The organism is Kribbella sp. NPDC050470, assembly GCF_044458365.1.
In the GTDB taxonomy this organism is placed as follows: domain Bacteria; phylum Actinomycetota; class Actinomycetes; order Propionibacteriales; family Kribbellaceae; genus Kribbella.
Window position 1 is genome coordinate 200,885 of record NZ_JBITHV010000005.1, and the last position, 18,162, is coordinate 219,046.

Here is an 18,162-nt window from a genome sequence, read left to right on the forward strand (position 1 = left end):
GGCTTTGGTAAGAATCAACCCTCGATCTTCGACTGCCGGTGAGTATTTACCCTATCCGATCCCGTTACCCTTGGTCGGTGACACTTCGCTTGTACGACACCGCGACAGCAGCAGTGAGGGATTTCGAGCCGGTCCAGCCGGGCAAGGTCGGGATCTACCACTGTGGGCTGACGGTGCAGGGTGCCCCGCACGTCGGGCACATCTACAAGGAGGTCGTGTTCGACGTCCTGCGGCGCTGGCTCGAGCGCTCCGGGTACGAGGTCACCGTGATCGCGAACGTGACCGACATCGAGGACAAGATCCTCGCCAAGTCCGCGGACCGCGGCGTCCCGTGGTGGGCGCACGCCTACGAGTTCGAGCGCGAGTTGCACTGGGCGTACGACGTGCTCGGCTGCCGCCCGCCGACGTACGAGCCGCGTGCCACCGGGCACATCCCGGAGATGCTGGAGATGATCGACCAGCTGGTCGAGCGCGGGCACGCGTACATCGCCCCGGACGGGTCCGGCGACGTCTACTTCGACGTCCGGTCCTGGCCGTCGTACGGCGAGCTGTCGAACCAGCGGATCGAGGACATGGAGGCCGCCGAGGACGCGGACCCGCGCGGCAAGCGGGACCCACGCGACTTCGCGCTCTGGAAGGGCCACACCGAGGGCACTCCGCGGACGGCGTCCTGGCCGACCCCGTGGGGCCGCGGCCGGCCGGGCTGGCACCTGGAGTGCTCGGCGATGGCCGGCAAGTACCTGGGCGCGGAGTTCGACATCCACGGCGGCGGGCTGGACCTGCGGTTCCCGCACCACGAGAACGAGCTGGCCCAGTCGACCGCGGTCGGCCAGAAGTTCGCCCGGTTCTGGATGCACAACGCGCTCGTCACCACGGCCGGCGAGAAGATGTCGAAGTCGATGGGCAACAGCGCGGTGGTGCGCAACGTGGTCGAGCGGGTCCGCCCGATCGAGCTGCGCTGGTACCTGGTGCAGTCGCACTACCGGTCGGTGGTGGAGTTCTCCTTCGAGGCGCTGGACGAGGCCGCGAAGAGCTTCCAGCGGGTCGAGGGTTTCGTCACCCGCGCCACCGAGGTGACCGGCGGGGCCGAGCCGGCCGCCGAGCTGCCGTCGGACTTCGTCGCCGCGATGGACGACGACCTGGGGACGCCGGCCGCGATCGCCGTACTGCACAACACCGTGCGGGACGGGAACAAGCTGGTCGCGGACGGGGACTCGCCGGCCCTGCGGGAAAGTCTGGCCGCGGTGCGCGGGATGCTCGGCGTGCTCGGGCTGGACCCGCTGGCCGAGCCGTGGGCCTCGCGGACCGGTGCCACCGAAGAGCTCAGCGAGGTGGTGGACGGGCTGGTCAAGGCGCTGCTGGAGCAGCGGCAGGCAGCCCGGGAGCGTAAGGACTATGCCGCGTCGGACGAGATCCGCGACCGGCTGAAGGCGCTCGGCGTGGTCGTCGAGGACACCCCTCAGGGACCACGCTGGTCGATCGCCGTGTCAGGTTCCGGGCCGGCAACCAACAACGAAGGAAGCTGACGTGCCAGGCAGTAGCCAGCGCAAGGGAGCAATCCGCAAGAAGCCGCGGGGCAACCCGACCGCCGGGTCCGGTGGCCGGGTCCGCCGTGGCCTGGAGGGCAAGGGCCCGACGCCGAAGGCGGTGGACCGGGTCAAGCACCCCGCGCACAAGCGGGCGAAGGCGAAGGAGCGCGCGCAGGAGCGCGAGCGGACCCGTCGCCCGGCCCGGCGGGACACCGACTCGTCGGTCGAGTGGGTGTACGGGCGCAACCCGGTGGTCGAGGCGTTGCGGGCCGGTGTCCCGGTCGCGGCGCTGCATGTTGCCGAAGGCACCGAGCGGGACGCCCGGCTGCGCGAGGCCCTGCACGTCGCGGTCGAGCACGGCATCTCGGTCCTGGAGGTTCCGCGCGCCGAGCTGGACCGGGTCACGGCCGGCGGCGCCCACCAGGGTGTCGCGGTGCAGATCCCGCCGTACGAGTACGCGCACCCGGACGACCTGCTCTCCCGGGCGTACGACGCGCAGGAGGTGCCGCTCGTGGTCGCGCTCGACGGCGTGACCGACCCGCGGAACCTGGGCGCCATCACCCGGTCCGCGGCCGCGTTCGGCGCCCACGGTGTGCTCGTGCCGGAGCGCCGTACGGCGTCCATGTCGGCGTCGGCTTGGAAGACGTCGGCCGGTGCGGCGGCCCGGATCCCGGTCGCTCGTGCGACGAACCTGAACCGGGCGCTCAAGTCCTACAAGGACGCCGGCCTGCTGGTCGTCGGCCTGGACATGGGCGGCGCGGTCGAGCTTCCCGAGCTCGAGGCCGCCACCGAGCCGCTCGTTCTCGTGGTCGGCTCCGAGGGCAAGGGCCTCGCCCGCCTGGTCCGGGAGAACTGCGACCTGATCGTCTCAATCCCGATGACGAGTGCCACCGAGTCCCTCAACGCGGGCATCGCCACCGGCGTCGCCCTGTACGAGATCTCCCGCCGCCGAGCAAGCTGAAAAGCAAGACCAAAAAGCAGGTGCGGTGGGGAAGCGCGAGGCGGGCAGCGCCCCGGATCCATGGTGGATCCGGGGCGCTGTTCTGCGTTGGTGTCAGTAGACGCTGACGCCGTAGCGGGAGAGAACTTCGGTGACGGGCTGGAAGTAGGTCGTGCCACCGGAGGAGCAGTTGCCGGAGCCGCCCGAGGTCAGGCCCAGGGCCACGGTGCCGGCGAACAGCGCACCGCCGGAGTCACCACCCTCGGCGCAGACGTTGGTGCGGATCAGGCCGGTGACCGTGCCCTCGGCGTAGTTCACCGTCGCGTTGGTGCCGGTGACCGAGCCGCTGCGCAGACCGGTCGTGCTACCACTGCGCTTGACCGCCTGGCCGACGAACGCGTTCCCGGCCGAGGTGATGTCCTGCGACGAGCCGTTGTACAGGTTCACCGTGCCGGGGTGGTTGGTGTACGACGTGCTGTACCGGACGATCCCGTAGTCGTTGCCCGGGAAGCTCGTCCCGTAGCGGGAGCCCAGCAGCGTGGTCTTGCTCGAGTTCGCGTACCAGCTGGACGCGATGTTGGTGCAGTGACCGGCGGTCAGGAAGTAGTACGTGCTGCCGCTGCGGACGTTGAAGCCGAGCGAGCAGCGGTACTGCCCGCCGTAGATGGCGTCGCCACCGCGGATGAGCTTCGACAGCTTGCCGGACATCTTCTCCAGCGTGACCCGGTTGCCGAACTGCTTCGTGACGTTGGTGAGCGCCGTCAGCTTCCCACCGGTGACCGTTTCGTCGTACGAGACGATGATCCGGCCGTCCGGGTTGGTCTGCCAGGCGGTGCCCGGGATGGACGCGTCCCTGGACAGGGTCGCGCTGATGGCCGAGGCCGACAGGGTCGACGGGTCGACCGGAGCGGCCGAGGCCTGCGTCGACAGCAGGCCGGCGGCCGTCAGTCCGGCTGCTACCAGGATGGCAGCGGTACGGCGGATGGGCAGAATGTTCACGGTTTCAGCCTCCTCACGATGAGGACGCGCTCGGGGCGGGTGCGTCCTTGACTTAAACCGTGTGCATTAGTACCCGCTTTTGTCCCTGAGTATTCAGGCGAGTTCGGAGCGTGAGGGAAATCCTGCGTCTAGTAGACCGACACCCCGTACGCGTTGAGGGCCTCGACCACCGGCTGGAAGTAGGTGACACCGCCGGAGTCGCAGTCGCCGGAGCCACCGGAGGTCAGGCCGAAGGCCCAGTGCCGGTAGAACAGCGGGCCGCCGGAGTCGCCGGGCTCGGCGCAGACGCTGGTCCGGATCAGGCCCGCGACCCGGCCGTCGCCGTAGTTCACGGTGGCGTTCAGCCCGGTCACCCGGCCGCTGTGCAGGCCGGTGGTGATGCCGGAGCGGTACACCAGCTGACCGATGCCCGGGTTCATCGCCGTGGTGATGTCCTGCGAGCGGCCGTTGTACAGGTAGACGGCGCCGCCCGGCGGACGGATGACGGTCGGGTAGATGACCAGGGCGTAGTCGTTCCACGGGTAGCTGGAGTGGTGCAGCTTGCCGAGGTAGAGGTCGTGGTCGGCGTCCTGGTACCAGGTGGTCGCCTCGTTGCCGCAGTGCCCGGCGGTCAGCAGGTAGTACTTGCCTTTCCGCTGGACGTTGAAGCCGGCCGAGCACTTGACCTCGCCACCCCACATGCCGGTGCCGCCGGTGACGTACTTGGTCAGCTTGCCGGGCAGCTTCTCGACGACGACGTTCTCGCCGAGCTTCTTGGTGACGTTGGTCAGGGCGGTCAGCTTCGAACCGGTGACGGTGGAGTCGTAGGAGACGAGCACCTTGCCGTCCGGCCGGGTCATCCAGGCCGTGCCGGGGGTGTGTACCTCCTCGTTGAGCGTGGACGTGATCTTGGCCGCGGACAGCCGCGGCGGCTTGACCGGGTCGGCCTGCGCCAGTGGCAGCGCAGCCAGAGACAAAGCAGTAGCGGCGACGACTGCCGCCGTACGTCTGAGGGTGGAAGATCGCATGTCATAAGCCTTCCGTGACAAGCCGCGGGCGAACCGGCCGTGGCAGCTTCAGGACATCAAACGATTGGAAGGCGAGTCTAAGCGTCGGTAGGTCAACGTCCGGTCGAGCAACTGACGGTCGCCGCGGAGCTCGGCGTGGTCGACGTCGACCGCCCAGTCCTCGCCGGACAGCGTCACCGTCATCGCGCCGTTGCCGAACCACGGCCCCCGCGCGATCCGCCACTCGGCCGCGACATCCCGGACGCCGGCCGACCGGGCGAGCTTGTGCAGCAACGTCGTCATGAACCGCTTGTCGAGCAGGTGGTTGGCCCATCGGATGTGACGGGGGACCGGGTTGCGGAACGGCGACATGGTGAGCTGGCGGATCGCCGTACTGGGATGGTCGATGGCGAGCAGGTCGGCCTCGGCGAGGTAGCTGCAGTGCACGTCGCCGGACAGCATCAGGATCGAGGCCGGCGGGTCCTCGCCACCGGCCAGAGCGGCCAGCAGATCGGTCACGTCGTCGAACGACTTCCGGAACGACGCCCAGTGCTCCAGGTCCATGCCCTGCCGGATCCGCTCGCCGACCTTCGCCGCCCGCGATCCCCAGGCGCCGGACGAGATCGCCTCGTCCCAGCCCTCCAGGTGATGCAGCCCGGGCGCGAGCAGGAACGGCAGCGTCGACGCGAGCAGCAGGTGGTGGATCGACCGGGACGCCTCGACGGTGTGGTGGCGCACCCACTCCCACTCGTGCGCGTCGACCATCGCCCGCTCGTCGGGCTCGAGGTGCCGCGAGCAGCGCGAGTCGACGGCGACCAGCCGGACTCCGCGGGATGCTGCGCCGAAGTCGCGGACGAAACTCCATCGCGTGGAGGCCGGGTCCTCGTCCGCTGCCCACGCGAAGCTGTCGAGGTACGCCGTACGTTCCTCGTCGTCCTCGATCGAGAGCATCGCCCGGTACGTCGCGTCCTGGTCGAGCTGCTCCGGCGAGAGGTTGCCGAGGTGCTGATAGACCCAGTACGACGCGTACGCGCCGACGACCCGGTCATGCCACCACGGCTGTGCAGTTACCCAGCGGCGCCAGGTCAGCGAGGTGTTCCAGTCGTCGCGCAGGTCGTGGTCGTCGAGCAGCATGCACAGCGGGACCGTGGAGAACAGCCAGCGCACCGCCGGCGTCAGCCACGCGTCGTCGTACAGCCAGGTGTACTCCTCGTAGTTGCCGATCTCGTCGGCCACCTCGGACCCTTGTCGCCCGCCGTGCGCCTCCCGCAACTTCTCGAGTACGACGTCCGACGGGTCGTCGGCATACACCTGGTCGCCGAGCAGCAGGATCGCGTCGGGCGGTTCCTCGACGCCGGCCGCCATCCGCTCGGCCAGCGCGACCAGCGCGTCCGGGCCGAACGCCTTGAACCCCTTGGCGTCGAACGGCGCCGACCGCCGGCAGGACCCGAACGTCAGCCGGAAGGTCCCGTCCGCCCGCGGTGTCCGGATCACGCTCGCGCCGTACGGCTGGTCCTCGGGGGGCCACACTCTCGCCCCGTCCAGCCGGACCTCGTACGGCGTCTCGCTGGCCGGCGTCAGACCCTCGATCCGGACCAGCGCGTAGTGGTGCCCGTGCACCGACCAGGTCGGGGCCTGGTGGCCGAGCACCTCGACCTCGCAGGGCTCGCTGGTCTCGACCCAGACGGTGGCCCGGGTGTCGTCGACATACCGCAGCAGCGGCCCCAACCTGAGTTCCATCCGGAAAAACTACAATCTCAGTCCAACCGCAGCGAATGCAGGACGAACGAGGCGAGCTCGCGGTAGGCCTCGGCGTCGTTGAGGCCGGTCCGGCGGGCGATGTCGCCGCGCTGGATGGCCTGCATGGTGTGCGCGATCATCTCGGCGGCGAACGCGATGTCGACCGGCCGGAACGCCTTGTGGTTGATCCCGTCCTCGATCAGCGTCCGGACCCGGTCGGCGGCGATCCGGGTGTTCCGCTCGTACACCGAGCGGGCCGGCGCGAACCGGGCCACGTCGTCGAGGAAGGTCCGGCTGGCCGGCCGGAGCGCGTCCGCGACCGCGTTCAGGTACGCCGCGATCCGCCGGTCGTGCCGGGTCTGCCGGGCCACCGCGGACTCCACCTGAGCGGTGGCATTCTTGAAGTAGTGCTTCACCACCTCGACGGCGAGCTGCTCCTTGCTCGGCGCGAGCGCATAGAGGGTCGTCTTGCTGCAGCGCAGCTCGGCGGCCAGGTCGTCCAGGGTGAACCGGCTGAAGCCCTGCGTCAGAAACAGGGACAGGAGCCGGTCGAGCAGCTCGGACTGCCTGCGGGTACGCCGCCCCGGAACGACTGTTGTCATATCGAGACAGCATAGAACGATACGGAACTTTGGGCTTCAGTATCGTTACGAGTATCATTTCGTCAGCCGTTGAGAGGGGTGCCTGATGGCTGTCGATCGGCTGTTGCCGACTGAGGAATCCATTGACCTGCTCGCCCTGGTCCGCGACCTGTGCGAGCACGAGCTGGCGCCGTACGCCGCGCAGGCCGAGGAGAGCGAGACGTTCCCGCGGGACGCGTTCCGCACGCTCGGCAAGGCCGGCCTGCTCGGCCTGCCCTACCCGGAGCAGTACGGCGGCGCCGAGCAGCCGTACGAGGTGTACCTCCAGATGCTGGAGGAGATCGCCGCCGCCTGGATGTCGGTCGGTGTGGGGGTGTCGGTGCACACCATGACCAGCTACGCCGTCGCCACCTTCGGCACGGAGGAGCAGCGGGCCCGGTTGCTGCCCGACATGGTCGGCGGTGAGCAGCTGGGCGCCTACGCGCTGTCCGAGCCGCAGGCCGGGTCCGACATCAGCTCGATGACCACGAAGGCGGTCCGCGACGGCGACGACTACGTCCTGACCGGCACCAAGGCCTGGATCAGCCACGGCTCGCACGCCGACTTCTACACCACCTTCGCCCGGACGTCGGACGACCCGAAGCGCGGCATCTCCGCGTTCCACGTGCCGGCCTCGTCCAAGGGGCTCAGCTTCGGCGCGCCCGAGCGCAAGATGGGCATGACCGGTTCGACCACGACGCTGGTCAACTACGACCAGGTCCGGGTCCCGGCGGCGAACCTGATCGGCGCCGAGGGCGATGGCATGCGGATCGCCCTGTCCGCCCTGGACTCCGGGCGGCTCGGCATCGCCGCTGCAGCGATCGGCCTCGCCCAGGCTGCGCTCGACGTGGCCGCGTCCTACGCGCTGGAGCGGCAGCAGTTCGGCCACGCGATCGCGGACTTCCAGGGCATGCAGTTCCTGCTCGCCGACATGGCGGCCGCGGTCGAGTCGGGCCGGGCGACGTACCTGCAGGCCGCCCGGCGACGCGACCTCGGCAAGCCGTTCACCCAGCAGGCGGCGATCGCCAAGCTGGTCTGCACCGACGCCGCGATGAAGGTCACCACGGACGCGGTCCAGGTCCTCGGTGGGTACGGTTACACCCGCGAGTTCCCGGCCGAGCGCTACATGCGCGAGGCCAAGGTCACCCAGATCTTCGAAGGCACCAACCAGATCCAGCGGCTGGTGATCAGCCGCGACCTGCTCAGGAGCGTCAAATGAAGCTTGCCCCGTCCGACGTCGCACTCGTCACCGGCGGTGGTTCCGGCCTCGGTGAGGCGACCGTACGGCGGCTCGCCGCCGACGGACTGGGGGTCGTGATCGTCGACCTGCCGTCGTCCCCGGGCAAGGCGATCGCGGACGAGCTCGGCGACCGGGTCGTGTTCGCCCCGGCCGACGTCACCGACGAGGCCGCGGTGACCGCGGCCCTGGACGCGGCGGCCGACCTGGGAGACCTCCGTGTGGTCGTCACCTGCGCAGGGATCGCCACTCCGGGCCGAGTCGTCGGCCGGAAGGGTCCGTTGCCGCTGGCAACCTTCCGGCAGGTCGTCGAGGTGAACCTGATCGGCACCTTCAACGTGCTCCGGCTGGCCGCCGAGCGGATGATCGCGCAGCCGGCCGGCGCAGACGGTGACCGCGGCGTCGTGGTAATGACGGCGTCCATCGCGGCGTACGACGGCCAGGTCGGCCAGGCGGCGTACGCGGCCAGCAAGGGCGGCATCGTCGGCCTCACGCTGACCGCGGCGCGCGACCTTGCGGACAAGGGGATCCGGGTCGTCACGATCGCGCCGGGCACGATGGAGACGCCGATGCTGGCGGGCCTCCCGGAGGAGACCCGCACGGTCCTCGAGCAGCAGGTACCGCACCCGTCCCGGCTCGGGCGCCCGGCGGAGTACGCCGCCCTGGTCGGTCACATCATCGACAACCAGCTGCTGAACGGCGAGGTCATCCGCCTCGACGGCGCCCTCAGGATGCCGCCGCGCTGAGTTTCAGCCAGCGCACGCCGTGCGCGGGCACGTCGTACTCGAGGTGTCCGGTGACGGGCTGGGAAGTCCCGTCCCACAGGTCGTGCGCCTGGCCGGATGCTGCTGCCAGGGACTCGAGTGGCACGGACACCTTCCGCGCGGACTCCCCGGTCCAGAAGATCGCCACGTAGGCGGACTCCTGCGATCGGGCGGTCCACACGATCAGCTCGCCGTCGTCGAGCGGCTCGCGGATCACCTCGCGGCCGTCGTACGACGAGGTCAGCAGCTCCGACAGCGCGGGGTTGGCCAGCAGGGCAAGGGTTTCGTCATCGGTCGTCGGCAGGTCACCGCCCATCATCAGCGGCGACCGGCCCATCACCCACAGCGTGAGCAGTGTCTTCTGCTCGTCCCAGGTGAGCCGGCTGGCGCGGTCGTCGCCGCGTTCGGCCCGGATCCCGATGTGCCCGAGCGGAAGCATGTCGGCATCCGCCCACCCGCCGGCCTGCTGGAACGGCGCCCAGCGCGCCAGCCGCGCGAACTGTGCGTGCACGTCCTCCCAGCGGTCCCACAGGTCGTCGGAGATCCGCCACATCTGCGCGTTCGCCCGCAGGTGGTCGAGGTGGTGTGTCGACAGGTGCGTGCCGGGTGACAGTGACAGCACGATGTCCCGGCCGCTGCGCTCGATCGCCTTCGCGTACGCCGCGATCTCACGATCGTGGTACGGCGCCAGCATGTCGTCGGCCTTGATGAAGTCCACACCCCACGCGGCGAACTGCGCCACCTGCGCGTCGTAGTACGCCTGGGCGCCGGGGTGGTCGTGGTTCAGGCCGAGGTTGTCCGGGTTCCACGCGCAGACGTGCTCCGGGTCGGCGATCTCGCGCGCGGTCCACTCGGTGCCGAACACCGGCAGATCCAGCTCGACCGCGCGACGCGGGATGCCGCGCATGATGTGCAGACCGAACTTCAGGCCGAGGTCGTGCACCGCGGCGGCCAGCGGCCGGAAGCCGGCGCCGTCGGCCGCCGAGGGGAAGCGGTTCGGCGCCGGCAACTGGCGGCCGTGGTCGTCCAGAACGATCGGCGCGTCCGTGTTGTACCCGTGCGAGCGGGCGGTCGGGTCGTACCAGGCGATGTCGACGACCACGGTGTCCCAGCCGGACCCGAGCAGCTTGTCGTGCATCACCTGCGCGTTCGCGAGCACCTCGGCCTCGGTGACCGTGGTCCCGAAGCAGTCCCAGCTGTTCCACCCCATCGGCGGGGTGTGCGCCCGGGTCACCATTCGGCGAACGAGCCGTCGGAGTGCCGCAGCACCGGTGATCTCCACGTATGCCCCTCGGCCGCGGCGGCCCTGACGGCCTCCTCGTTCACCTCGATGCCGAGGCCGGGACCGGCGGGCCGCACGATGTGGCCGTCCACGAAGGCGAACACCTGTGGATCGACCAGGTAATCGAGCCCTGCGCTGCCGCCGCCGTACTCGATGCCGAGGCTCTGCTCCTGGATCAGGAAGTTCGGCGTTGCCAGGTCGACCTGCAGACTCGCGGCCAGCGTGATCGGGCCCAGCGGGCAGTGTGGCGCGACGGCCACGTCGTACGCCTCGGCCATCGCGGCGATCCGGCGGACCTCGGAGATGCCGCCGGCGTGCGAAATGTCCGGCTGGGCGACCGCGATTCCGGCCGGGAGGACGTCGCGGAAGTCCCAGCGTGAGTACAGGCGTTCGCCGATCGCGATCGGGATGCTGGTCGACTCGGTGACCCGGCGCAGGTCCCGGGCGAACTCCGGCAGCACCGGCTCCTCGACGAACATCGGCAGCAGCGGCTCGAGCAACGGCAGGATCTGGCGGGTGGCCGCCGTACTGAACCGGCCGTGGAAGTCGAGCGCGATGTCCACCCCGTCGCCGAGCGCCTCGCGCAGCGCGGCGACCCGGCTCACCATCGCATGGATCTGCGCGGCGGACGGGATCGGCGGCAGCGCCTCGGCGAGGTTGAGCTTGATCGCGGAGAATCCCTTGGCCACCTTCGCCTGGGCGTCGTCGACGATCTGCGCGTTGTCGCGGCCGTGCACCCAGGTGTAGATGCGGACCCGCTCGCGGACCGGACCGCCGAGCAACTCGTGCACCGGCGTCTCGTGGTAGCGGCCCTTGATGTCCCACAGCGCCTGGTCGATCCCGGCCAGCGCACTGGAGAGCACCGGACCGCCGCGGTAGAAACCGCCCTTGGCGAGCGTCTGCCAGTGGTCCTCGATGCGCAGCGGATCCGTGCCGACCAGGTACTCCATCAGCGCGCCGACCGCCCCCTGCACCGCCTCGGCCCGGCCTTCGACGATCGGCTCACCCCAGCCGCTGATGCCTTCGTCGGTGTCGATCCGCAGGAACTGCCATCGCGGCGCCACCAGAAAGGTCTCGTATCCGACGATCTTCACACGGCCTCATTCGTTCGGAGTTCTGCGCCGGCCAGCAGGGCGGCGACGAGTTGGTCGGTCTGTCGCAGGACCAGGGCGGCGGCGCCGGACGCGCCCGCGCGGACCCCGAGGTCGAGCTCCGCGGCGACCACCTCGGCGTCGCGGGTGAGCGCCATCGCGGACCGGCGCAGGGTGGCCCGGATCGGCTCCAGGATCAGGTCGCCGGTCCGGGCGAGCTCGCCGCCGATGATGATCACGCCCGGGTTGATCAGGTTGCAGATGTTCGCCAGCACCCGCCCGGTCACCTCACCGGCCTCCCGCAGCACGCGCACCGTCTCCGGGTCGCCGGCGCTCGCCGAGGCGAGCAACTCGTCGATGTCGTTCAGCTGCAGGGCTTTCAGTACGGCGGTCAGCGACGCGTACTGCACCAGGCAGCCGCGGTTCCCGCACGGGCACGGGGCGCCGGCCGGGTCCGCGGAGATGTGCCCGGCCTCGCCACCGCCGCCGCGGGCGCCCCCGTGGTGAAGGTTGCCGTCGACAAGCAATCCGGCCCCGATCCCGGTGGACAGCCCGAGGAACAGCACGTCCCGGACACCCCGGCCCGCGCCCCAGGTGAACTCGGCCACCGCCTCGAGCCGGGTGTTGTTGTCCACCAGCAGTGGCACGTCGAGATGCCGCCCGAACTCGGCGGACACGTTCACGCCCGCCCAGGCCTGACCCGGCAGGGACGGCCCGACCACTCCGGTCTGCAGATCGATCGGACCGGGGACACCGATCGCGACACCCACCAGGTCATGGCGATCGAGGCCGGTCTCGGTGAGCAGGTCATCGAGCAGCGCGACGCCGGCGGTCAGCCGCTCCTGCCACGGGGTGTCCCGCGGCGTGGTGACGCCCGCGCTGGCGAGCGTCCGCCCGGACAGGTCGGTGACGTGACCCCAGACGCGCTCGAGGGTGAAGTCCAGGCCGGCCGCGGCGCCCGCGTCCGGGTTCGCCCGCAGGAAGCCGCGGGCCCGCCCGTCGACCTCGGAGGCGTCGATCCCGGCCTGGGCGACCTGGTCGCCGACCACCTCGATCACCACCCCACCGGTGATCAGGTCCGCGACGATCGTCGACACGGTGGTCCGGGACAGGCCGCAGATGCGAGCCAGCTCCGCCCGGTGCAACGCCCCGTGATCCATCAGGGCGGACAGCATCCGTTCGGAGTTGGTACGCCGTAGCGCTCGCAGTGATCCGGTGTCCTTGGCAGCCACGTCGTCGAGTATCGACGCCCGGTCCGGTCGACGTCAACAAAATTGACATAGTGTGTTCACACTCTTGACACAGACCCGGAACTGCTCGAACAATTCCCGACACAGATCGGGTATCGGTCCCGGCCGGGCGACATGGATGGCACGACATGAGCGCTGTGCGGAACGACCGTGAGCCGCTGGTGGTGATCACCGGCGGACTGGGCCGGGTGGCCGGGGTGGTGCTGCCTCAGCTGCGCAAGCACTACCGGCTCCGGCTCGTCGACCGGTCTGCGCCGGCCGCGTCCGGCGAGGAGGTCCTGCAGGCAGACATCGGCGACCCAGATGCGGCGTACCGGGCCTTCGAAGGCGCCGACGCCGTGCTGCACCTGGCCGCGAACAGCAGCCCGTGGCAGACCTGGGACAGCGTGTACGCCGCCAACGTCCGGCCGACCCAGGCCGTGCTGGAGGCGGCTGCGGCCCACGCCGTACCGAAGATCGTGCTGGCCAGCTCCCTGCATGTGGTCGGTGAGTACAACCGGCCGCAGTACTGGCCGGTCGATCCGCGGGTCGATCCGCGCCCGTGCTGTCCGTACGGCCTCGGCAAGGTCGTGCTGGAAGCGCTGGGCCGGACGCACGCGGCGCGGACCGGTGCTTCGGTCACTTGCCTGCGACTCGGTCTGACCGGCTGGCCGCTGACCGAGCGGCGCTACCTGGGCCAGTGGCTGTCCGACGGCGACGCCGGGCGACTGGTGCTCGCAGCGCTCAACGCCCGGGAGCACTACGGCGTGCACTTCGGCGTCTCCGCCAACACCCGCAACCACTGGGACATCACCTCGGCCCGGCACGAGCTCGGCTACCGGCCCGAGGACGACAGCGAGCCGCTGGCAGACCGGGCCGGCCCCTCCTCCGGTCCGGTCTGCCGGCTCTTCGACGACTTTTCGGAATGACTTCGGAATGAGAGGTTCGACATGACCACCACGAATCCAGGGCTCTCCCGCCGCCGGTTCCTCGCGCTCTCGGGGACCGCCGTCGGCGGCGCGCTCGCGGTCGGCTGCTCGCCCGCGTCCTCGACGAACACGCCGGCCGCGGGATCGGGCACGGGCTCGGGTTCGGCCGTCAAGGGGACCGTGACCGTGATGTCCCAGTCGGGTGAGTTCGGCCCGAAGGAGGCCAAGGCGGCCTCGCAGGCGCTCGGCATCACGGTCAAGACGGTCGAGTACGACCTGACCAAGCTGACCGCGATGCTGGCCAGCGGCAACCCGCCGGACGTCGTCCGTGGGATGGGCGCGACCGAGACGCCGTACCTGGTGGCCCGGCAGGTCGCGGAGAACCTCGATCCGTACTTCGAGAAGAGCACGCTGATCAAGGCCGACGACATCGACCCGGTCAACGACGTCTGGCGGTACGACGGCCAGAAGCAGGGCAGCGGGCCGCGGTACGGGTTCGCGAAGGACTACTCGCAGGACTGCATGCTCTGGTACAACGGCGGCCTGTTCGACGCGGCCAAGGTGGCCCGGCCGAGCGCGACCACGCCGCTGCTGCTCGACGACCTGCTCGAAGAGGGCCGGAAGCTGACCAAGCGGCAGGGCGCCAAGGTCAGCGTCTACGGCCTGAACCCGAACGGGCTCGGCCTGTTCACCCAGCTGACCTGGCTGACCGACCTGGCCGGCGGCAAGCTCACCGCCGACGACCTCGCGTCGGTCGACTTCAGCAGCCCGGAGGCCCAGCGGGCGCTGAGCTGGTACCTGGAGTACGCCAAGGCAGGCATCGGCCCGACCGTCCTCAACCCCGACCCGAACGGCTGGGACGGGCCGACGTTCCAGGCCGGCCGGATGGCGGCCACACTGAGCGGCTACTGGCTCGGCGGCCTGTTCTCCGGCGACGCCAAGTCCGCCAAGGTCGCGGGCTTCGCGCCGGCGCCCCAGTTCGACACCGGCCGCCGGGTCAGCCCTTGCTTCGGTGGCACCGGGCTGTGGATCCCGAAGGCCAGCAAGAACAAGGATGCCGCGTTCGCGGTGATGGAGTGGTTCCTGGCCGGTGACCCGGCCAAGGCGCGGGCGGCCGGGGGCTGGGGCATCCCGCCGCTGAAGTCGCTGCAGAAGCTCATGCCGCAGAAGCTGCCGTACCAGAAGCAGGCCTACGAAGTGCAGATGGCCGAGAAGGAGCACTTCTCGGTGATGTCGTTCACGCCGTACGTGCGGCTGGACGCGATCAACACCGTGATCGGCCGTGAGTTGCCCAAGGCAATCAAGGGCACGCTCTCGGCGGCGCAGCTCGGTGACACGCTGAACTCGCAGATCAACGCGCAGCTCGAGGACGGAAAGAAGCGGCTCCGGTGAGCTCGGTCCTGACCGAGGTACGACGTCCGGAGGCGCCGCCGGCTGTCGAGGCTCCGAAACGGCCGCCGAGCCTGCGGCGGGCGCGGACCTTCTACCTGTTCGTCGCGCCGTGGCTGATCGGGTTCGTCGCGCTGACCGTGTTCCCGCTGGGGTACGCGTTCTGGCTCAGCCTGACCGACTCCGACGGTCTGTCGCCCAAGACGCACTTCGTCGGCTTCGCGAACTACGTCGAGATCTTCCAGGATCCGCTGACGTTGAGCTCGCTGGCCAAGACCGGCGTGTTCACCCTCGTCACGGTGCCGTTGTCGATCCTGGCCGGCCTGCTGCTCGCGGTGATCCTGAACCAGCCGATCCGGGCCCGTGGGCTGTTCCGGGCGCTGATCTACCTGCCGGCGGTGGTCCCGCCGGTGGGTGCGGCGCTGACGTTCCGGCTGATCTTCGACCGGGACGCCGGGGCGGCGAACGGGATCCTGAGTAGCTTCGGCCTGGATCCGATCACCTGGCTGGTCGATCCGAACGCCCGCTATGTGCTGTACGGCTTGGTGATGTGGGGCTGTGGCGGCGCGATGATCATCTCGCTGGCAGGGTTGCAGGACATCCCGAAGGAGTTGCAGGAGGCGGCTCAGGTGGACGGGGCGTCGTACTGGCAGTCCTTCGCCAGGATCACCGTGCCGCTGCTGTCGCCGGTGATCCTGTTCCAGGTGATCACCGGGGTGATCGGATCGTTGCAGTCGTTCGCGCCACTGCTGCTGTCCTCGGGTTCGCTCAGTGGGGCCGGGACGGTGCCGCAGGGCAACTACATGTACATGATCCACGTGTTCGCGCAGTACTTCTCCGCGTCCCGCTTCGGCTATGCCTCAGCGATGCTGTGGATGCTGTTCGCGGTCATCCTGCTCGTCACGCTGGTGATCATCAAAGTCAGTGCCCGGACCGTCTTCTACACCGTCGAGCCGGAGGGGAAGCGATGACCCGGTCCTACCGCTACGCGCTCTACATCGTGTTGCTGAGCGTCGTGCTGGTGATGCTCAGCCCGATCTACTGGCTGGTGCAGACCTCGCTGAAGTCGCCGGCCGAGATGGCGTCCTTCCCGCCGACCTGGTTCCCGAACACGCCGCGGCTCGCGAACTACACCGAGGCGGTCACCAGCGTGAACTTCGTCGGCGCCCTGCAGAACTCACTGACGATCGCGTTCATCACCACGACGCTGACCACGCTCAGCTCGGCCTGGGTCGGGTTCGGGTTCGCCCGGCTGACCGCGCCGGGGAAGAAGCAGCTGTTCGTCGTCCTGCTGTCCACGATGATGCTGCCGGGCATCGTGACGCTGGTGCCGACGTACCTGATCTTCGCGAAGCTGCACATGGTCAACACGTACTGGCCGTGGGTGGCGTGGGGGCTCGGCGGCAGCGCGTTCCTGATCTTCCTGTTCCGGCAGTTCTTCGCCGGCATCCCGCGGGAGATGGAGGAGGCGGCGATCATCGACGGCTGCGGGTACGTCGGGATCTTCTGGCGGATCTTCCTGCCACAGTCCTGGCCGGTGATCGCGGCCAGCGTGATCCTGTCCTTCACCGGCGCCTGGGGCGACTTCGTCGGGCCGGCCATGTTCCTCAGCCAGGACAGCACCACGCTGGCGGTGGCGATGGCGACCGGCTACGTCAACGACAAGGGCCTCCCCCTCAACAACCTGGTCGCCGCCGGCGCCGTCATGTACGTCCTCCCCGTCCTCATCCTCTTCATGTTCATGCAACGCCGCTTCGTCAGCGGCTTCTCGACGTCAGGAATCAAGTGATGAGACGACGAACCTGGTCGATCGGGGCGGCCGGCCTGCTGGTGGCTGCCTGCCTCACCAGCACTGCTCAGGCTGAACCGATGGTCGAAGAAGGATCCGGGCCGACCTGCACAGAGCAGACGTCGGAGCCTGCTCGTGGGTTGCCGCTGGCTTGGCATGACGAGTTCAGCGGGCGCGCGCTCGACACCAACCGCTGGAGCACGGTGATGGACTTCCCGGGTCGAGCGGGCGGTCACTACCACAACACCTCGTACGGGAGTTATGCCGTCGACGAGAACGTCGTACTATCGCGCGGCCGGCTGCGGCTGGTCACCGACAACAAGCCGGTGGTCGGCACCGACCCGGCGGGGACCTATCAGTACACCGAGGGCTTCATCTCCTCGCACGACAAGTTCTCCCAGGCCTACGGCTACTGGGAGATCTGCGCGAAGTTCCCGGCGGCCAAGGGGTTGTGGCCCGCGTTCTGGCTGATCCCGCAGGACCGGAGCTGGCCGCCGGAGATCGACGTCGCGGAGTGGTTCGGCAGCATCGAGAGCATGCACAGCGGCCTCGCCTCCGGCAACTGGCCGGACGTCCGCTGGGACAGCCACTGGTCCACGGGCCTGACTCCGACGACGGGCTGGCACAAGTACGGCGTCCTCTGGTCACCCGGCCGCATCACCTTCTACACCGACGGCCTCCCGACGTACACCATCACCGGCGCCCAAGTCCCGTCCAAACCCATGTACGTCGTCCTCAACAGCGGCACCTGGGCCAACCCCGACCGAGGCGGCCCACCCGACGCCACCACCCCCTTCCCCAACTCCTTCGACATCGACTACGTCCGCGTGTACCGCGCGAAATAGCCCTGTGGACAACGCCTGATCCGGGTCGCAACACCCCTATCTTCTCTGGCGACCGACGAGGAGAGGATGGTGTCAGACAAATATGTACTATGATGCGGTCATGGCTGAGGTCCCAATTCGGATGTTGAACCAGGAAACGGCCCGAGTGCTGGCCCGGGTCAAGCACGGCGAGGAGATCGAGATCACCGAGCGCGGTGTGGTCGTCGCTCGCCTCATCCCAGCCGTGCCGTCGCCGACGGCACGGCTGCTCGCTACCGGAAGCTTCCGTCCGGCCCGGCTGAACAGGCGGTTTTCGCGCCCGCGAGGAGAGGTGCGGACCGACTACGAGTCGGGTGCGCTGTTGGAGGAGATGCGGAACGAGGAGCGCTACTGATGATCTATCTCGACTCTGCGGCGGTGGTGAAGCTCATCCGCCGGGAGGCCGCGTCGGACGCACTCGTTGACTGGCTGAACGAACAGGTCGATCGGATCTTCGTCTCGTCGTCATTGGTCGAGGTGGAACTCCCGCGTGCCCTCCGGCGCCATGAGCCGGCTCTGCTCACTGCTGCGCCCTCCGTGCTGGCGCAGATCGCTGTGTATGACGTCGACGAGACGGTGCGCACCACTGCGGCGGCATATCAGGACCCGGGGATCCGGTCGCTCGACGCTATCCACCTAGCCACCGCGGACGCTGTCCTCGGCGACGATCTCACGGCTTTTGTCTCCTACGACCGTCGGCTGCTGGCCACTGCCAAGGCGATCGGTCTTCCCACCGCGAGCCCGGGCGTGGACTGAACAGTCGGTTGCCTCGAGG

General features: G+C 69.3%; 18 protein-coding genes. 11 read left to right on the forward strand and 7 right to left on the reverse strand.

Annotated elements, in window-relative coordinates; genetic code table 11:
* Positions 1-77 precede the first annotated feature (77 nt).
* Both cysS and rlmB read left to right on the forward strand, forming a co-directional pair.
* On the forward strand, positions 78-1,526 hold the full coding sequence (gene cysS, locus ACIBGM_RS16220; protein ID WP_396385986.1) for a cysteine--tRNA ligase: 1,449 nt from the start codon (positions 78-80) through the stop codon (positions 1,524-1,526).
* Between the two features lies 1 nt (position 1,527).
* The gene (gene rlmB / locus ACIBGM_RS16225; RefSeq protein ID WP_396385987.1) at positions 1,528-2,490 is read left to right on the forward strand and encodes a 23S rRNA (guanosine(2251)-2'-O)-methyltransferase RlmB; all 963 of its coding nucleotides are present in this window, start codon (positions 1,528-1,530) and stop codon (positions 2,488-2,490) included.
* Positions 2,491-2,583: 93 nt separating this feature from the next.
* On the opposite strand, the gene ACIBGM_RS16230 is transcribed toward rlmB, so the two are convergent.
* The 4 genes from ACIBGM_RS16230 to ACIBGM_RS16245 form a co-directional block, all read right to left on the reverse strand.
* Positions 2,584-3,468: a S1 family peptidase gene (locus tag ACIBGM_RS16230; protein ID WP_396385988.1), complete on the reverse strand. Its 885-nt coding sequence runs from the start codon at positions 3,466-3,468 to the stop codon at positions 2,584-2,586.
* Positions 3,469-3,596: 128 nt separating this feature from the next.
* On the reverse strand, positions 3,597-4,475 hold the full coding sequence (locus tag ACIBGM_RS16235; protein WP_396385989.1) for a S1 family peptidase: 879 nt from the start codon (positions 4,473-4,475) through the stop codon (positions 3,597-3,599).
* Positions 4,476-4,523: 48 nt separating this feature from the next.
* Positions 4,524-6,194, reverse strand: a complete 1,671-nt coding sequence (locus ACIBGM_RS16240; protein WP_360516444.1) for an alkaline phosphatase D family protein — start codon at positions 6,192-6,194, stop codon at positions 4,524-4,526.
* A gap of 17 nt (positions 6,195-6,211) precedes the next feature.
* Entirely contained in the window at positions 6,212-6,796 is a 585-nt protein-coding gene (locus ACIBGM_RS16245) for a TetR/AcrR family transcriptional regulator (RefSeq protein WP_360516447.1), read from the reverse strand.
* Positions 6,797-6,881: 85 nt separating this feature from the next.
* On the opposite strand from ACIBGM_RS16245, the gene ACIBGM_RS16250 reads away from it, so the two are divergent.
* Both ACIBGM_RS16250 and ACIBGM_RS16255 read left to right on the forward strand, forming a co-directional pair.
* On the forward strand, positions 6,882-8,033 hold the full coding sequence (locus ACIBGM_RS16250; RefSeq protein ID WP_360516450.1) for an acyl-CoA dehydrogenase family protein: 1,152 nt from the start codon (positions 6,882-6,884) through the stop codon (positions 8,031-8,033).
* Positions 8,030-8,797 (forward strand): SDR family NAD(P)-dependent oxidoreductase, encoded by a 768-nt coding sequence (locus ACIBGM_RS16255; RefSeq protein ID WP_396385990.1) that lies wholly within the window; start codon positions 8,030-8,032, stop codon positions 8,795-8,797. The genes ACIBGM_RS16250 and ACIBGM_RS16255 overlap by 4 nt, the downstream gene beginning before the upstream one ends.
* On the opposite strand, the gene ACIBGM_RS16260 is transcribed toward ACIBGM_RS16255, so the two are convergent.
* Genes ACIBGM_RS16260 through ACIBGM_RS16270 form a run of 3 tightly spaced genes read right to left on the reverse strand, consistent with a single transcriptional unit; the run spans position 8,778 to position 12,420 of the window.
* Positions 8,778-10,025 (reverse strand): glycoside hydrolase family 27 protein, encoded by a 1,248-nt coding sequence (locus ACIBGM_RS16260; protein ID WP_396385991.1) that lies wholly within the window; start codon positions 10,023-10,025, stop codon positions 8,778-8,780. The genes ACIBGM_RS16255 and ACIBGM_RS16260 overlap by 20 nt on opposite strands.
* A gap of 20 nt (positions 10,026-10,045) precedes the next feature.
* Positions 10,046-11,191, reverse strand: coding sequence for a galactonate dehydratase (gene dgoD, locus ACIBGM_RS16265; RefSeq protein WP_396385992.1), 1,146 nt, complete (start codon positions 11,189-11,191; stop codon positions 10,046-10,048).
* Positions 11,188-12,420, reverse strand: a complete 1,233-nt coding sequence (locus ACIBGM_RS16270; protein ID WP_360516461.1) for an ROK family transcriptional regulator — start codon at positions 12,418-12,420, stop codon at positions 11,188-11,190. The genes dgoD and ACIBGM_RS16270 overlap by 4 nt, the downstream gene beginning before the upstream one ends.
* Positions 12,421-12,566: 146 nt before the next feature.
* Between ACIBGM_RS16270 and ACIBGM_RS16275 the strand changes: the two genes are divergently transcribed.
* The 7 genes from ACIBGM_RS16275 (at position 12,567) to ACIBGM_RS16305 (ending at position 18,143) form a co-directional block, all read left to right on the forward strand.
* Complete coding sequence (locus tag ACIBGM_RS16275) at positions 12,567-13,346, forward strand: NAD(P)-dependent oxidoreductase (RefSeq protein ID WP_360516464.1); 780 nt, start codon at positions 12,567-12,569, stop codon at positions 13,344-13,346.
* Positions 13,347-13,367: 21 nt separating this feature from the next.
* On the forward strand, positions 13,368-14,738 hold the full coding sequence (locus ACIBGM_RS16280; protein ID WP_396385993.1) for an ABC transporter substrate-binding protein: 1,371 nt from the start codon (positions 13,368-13,370) through the stop codon (positions 14,736-14,738).
* Positions 14,735-15,706: a sugar ABC transporter permease gene (locus tag ACIBGM_RS16285; protein WP_360516470.1), complete on the forward strand. Its 972-nt coding sequence runs from the start codon at positions 14,735-14,737 to the stop codon at positions 15,704-15,706. The genes ACIBGM_RS16280 and ACIBGM_RS16285 overlap by 4 nt, the downstream gene beginning before the upstream one ends.
* The gene (locus ACIBGM_RS16290; protein WP_360516473.1) at positions 15,703-16,524 is read left to right on the forward strand and encodes a carbohydrate ABC transporter permease; all 822 of its coding nucleotides are present in this window, start codon (positions 15,703-15,705) and stop codon (positions 16,522-16,524) included. The genes ACIBGM_RS16285 and ACIBGM_RS16290 overlap by 4 nt, the downstream gene beginning before the upstream one ends.
* On the forward strand, positions 16,524-17,369 hold the full coding sequence (locus tag ACIBGM_RS16295; protein ID WP_396385994.1) for a family 16 glycosylhydrolase: 846 nt from the start codon (positions 16,524-16,526) through the stop codon (positions 17,367-17,369). Before ACIBGM_RS16290 ends, ACIBGM_RS16295 begins: the two co-directional genes overlap by 1 nt.
* Before the next feature lie 100 nt (positions 17,370-17,469).
* Complete coding sequence (locus tag ACIBGM_RS16300) at positions 17,470-17,742, forward strand: type II toxin-antitoxin system prevent-host-death family antitoxin (protein WP_360516476.1); 273 nt, start codon at positions 17,470-17,472, stop codon at positions 17,740-17,742.
* Positions 17,742-18,143 carry a type II toxin-antitoxin system VapC family toxin gene (locus tag ACIBGM_RS16305; protein WP_360516479.1) on the forward strand — a complete coding sequence of 134 codons (402 nt, stop codon included), beginning with the start codon at positions 17,742-17,744 and terminating at the stop codon, positions 18,141-18,143. The genes ACIBGM_RS16300 and ACIBGM_RS16305 overlap by 1 nt, the downstream gene beginning before the upstream one ends.
* Positions 18,144-18,162 lie beyond the last annotated feature (19 nt).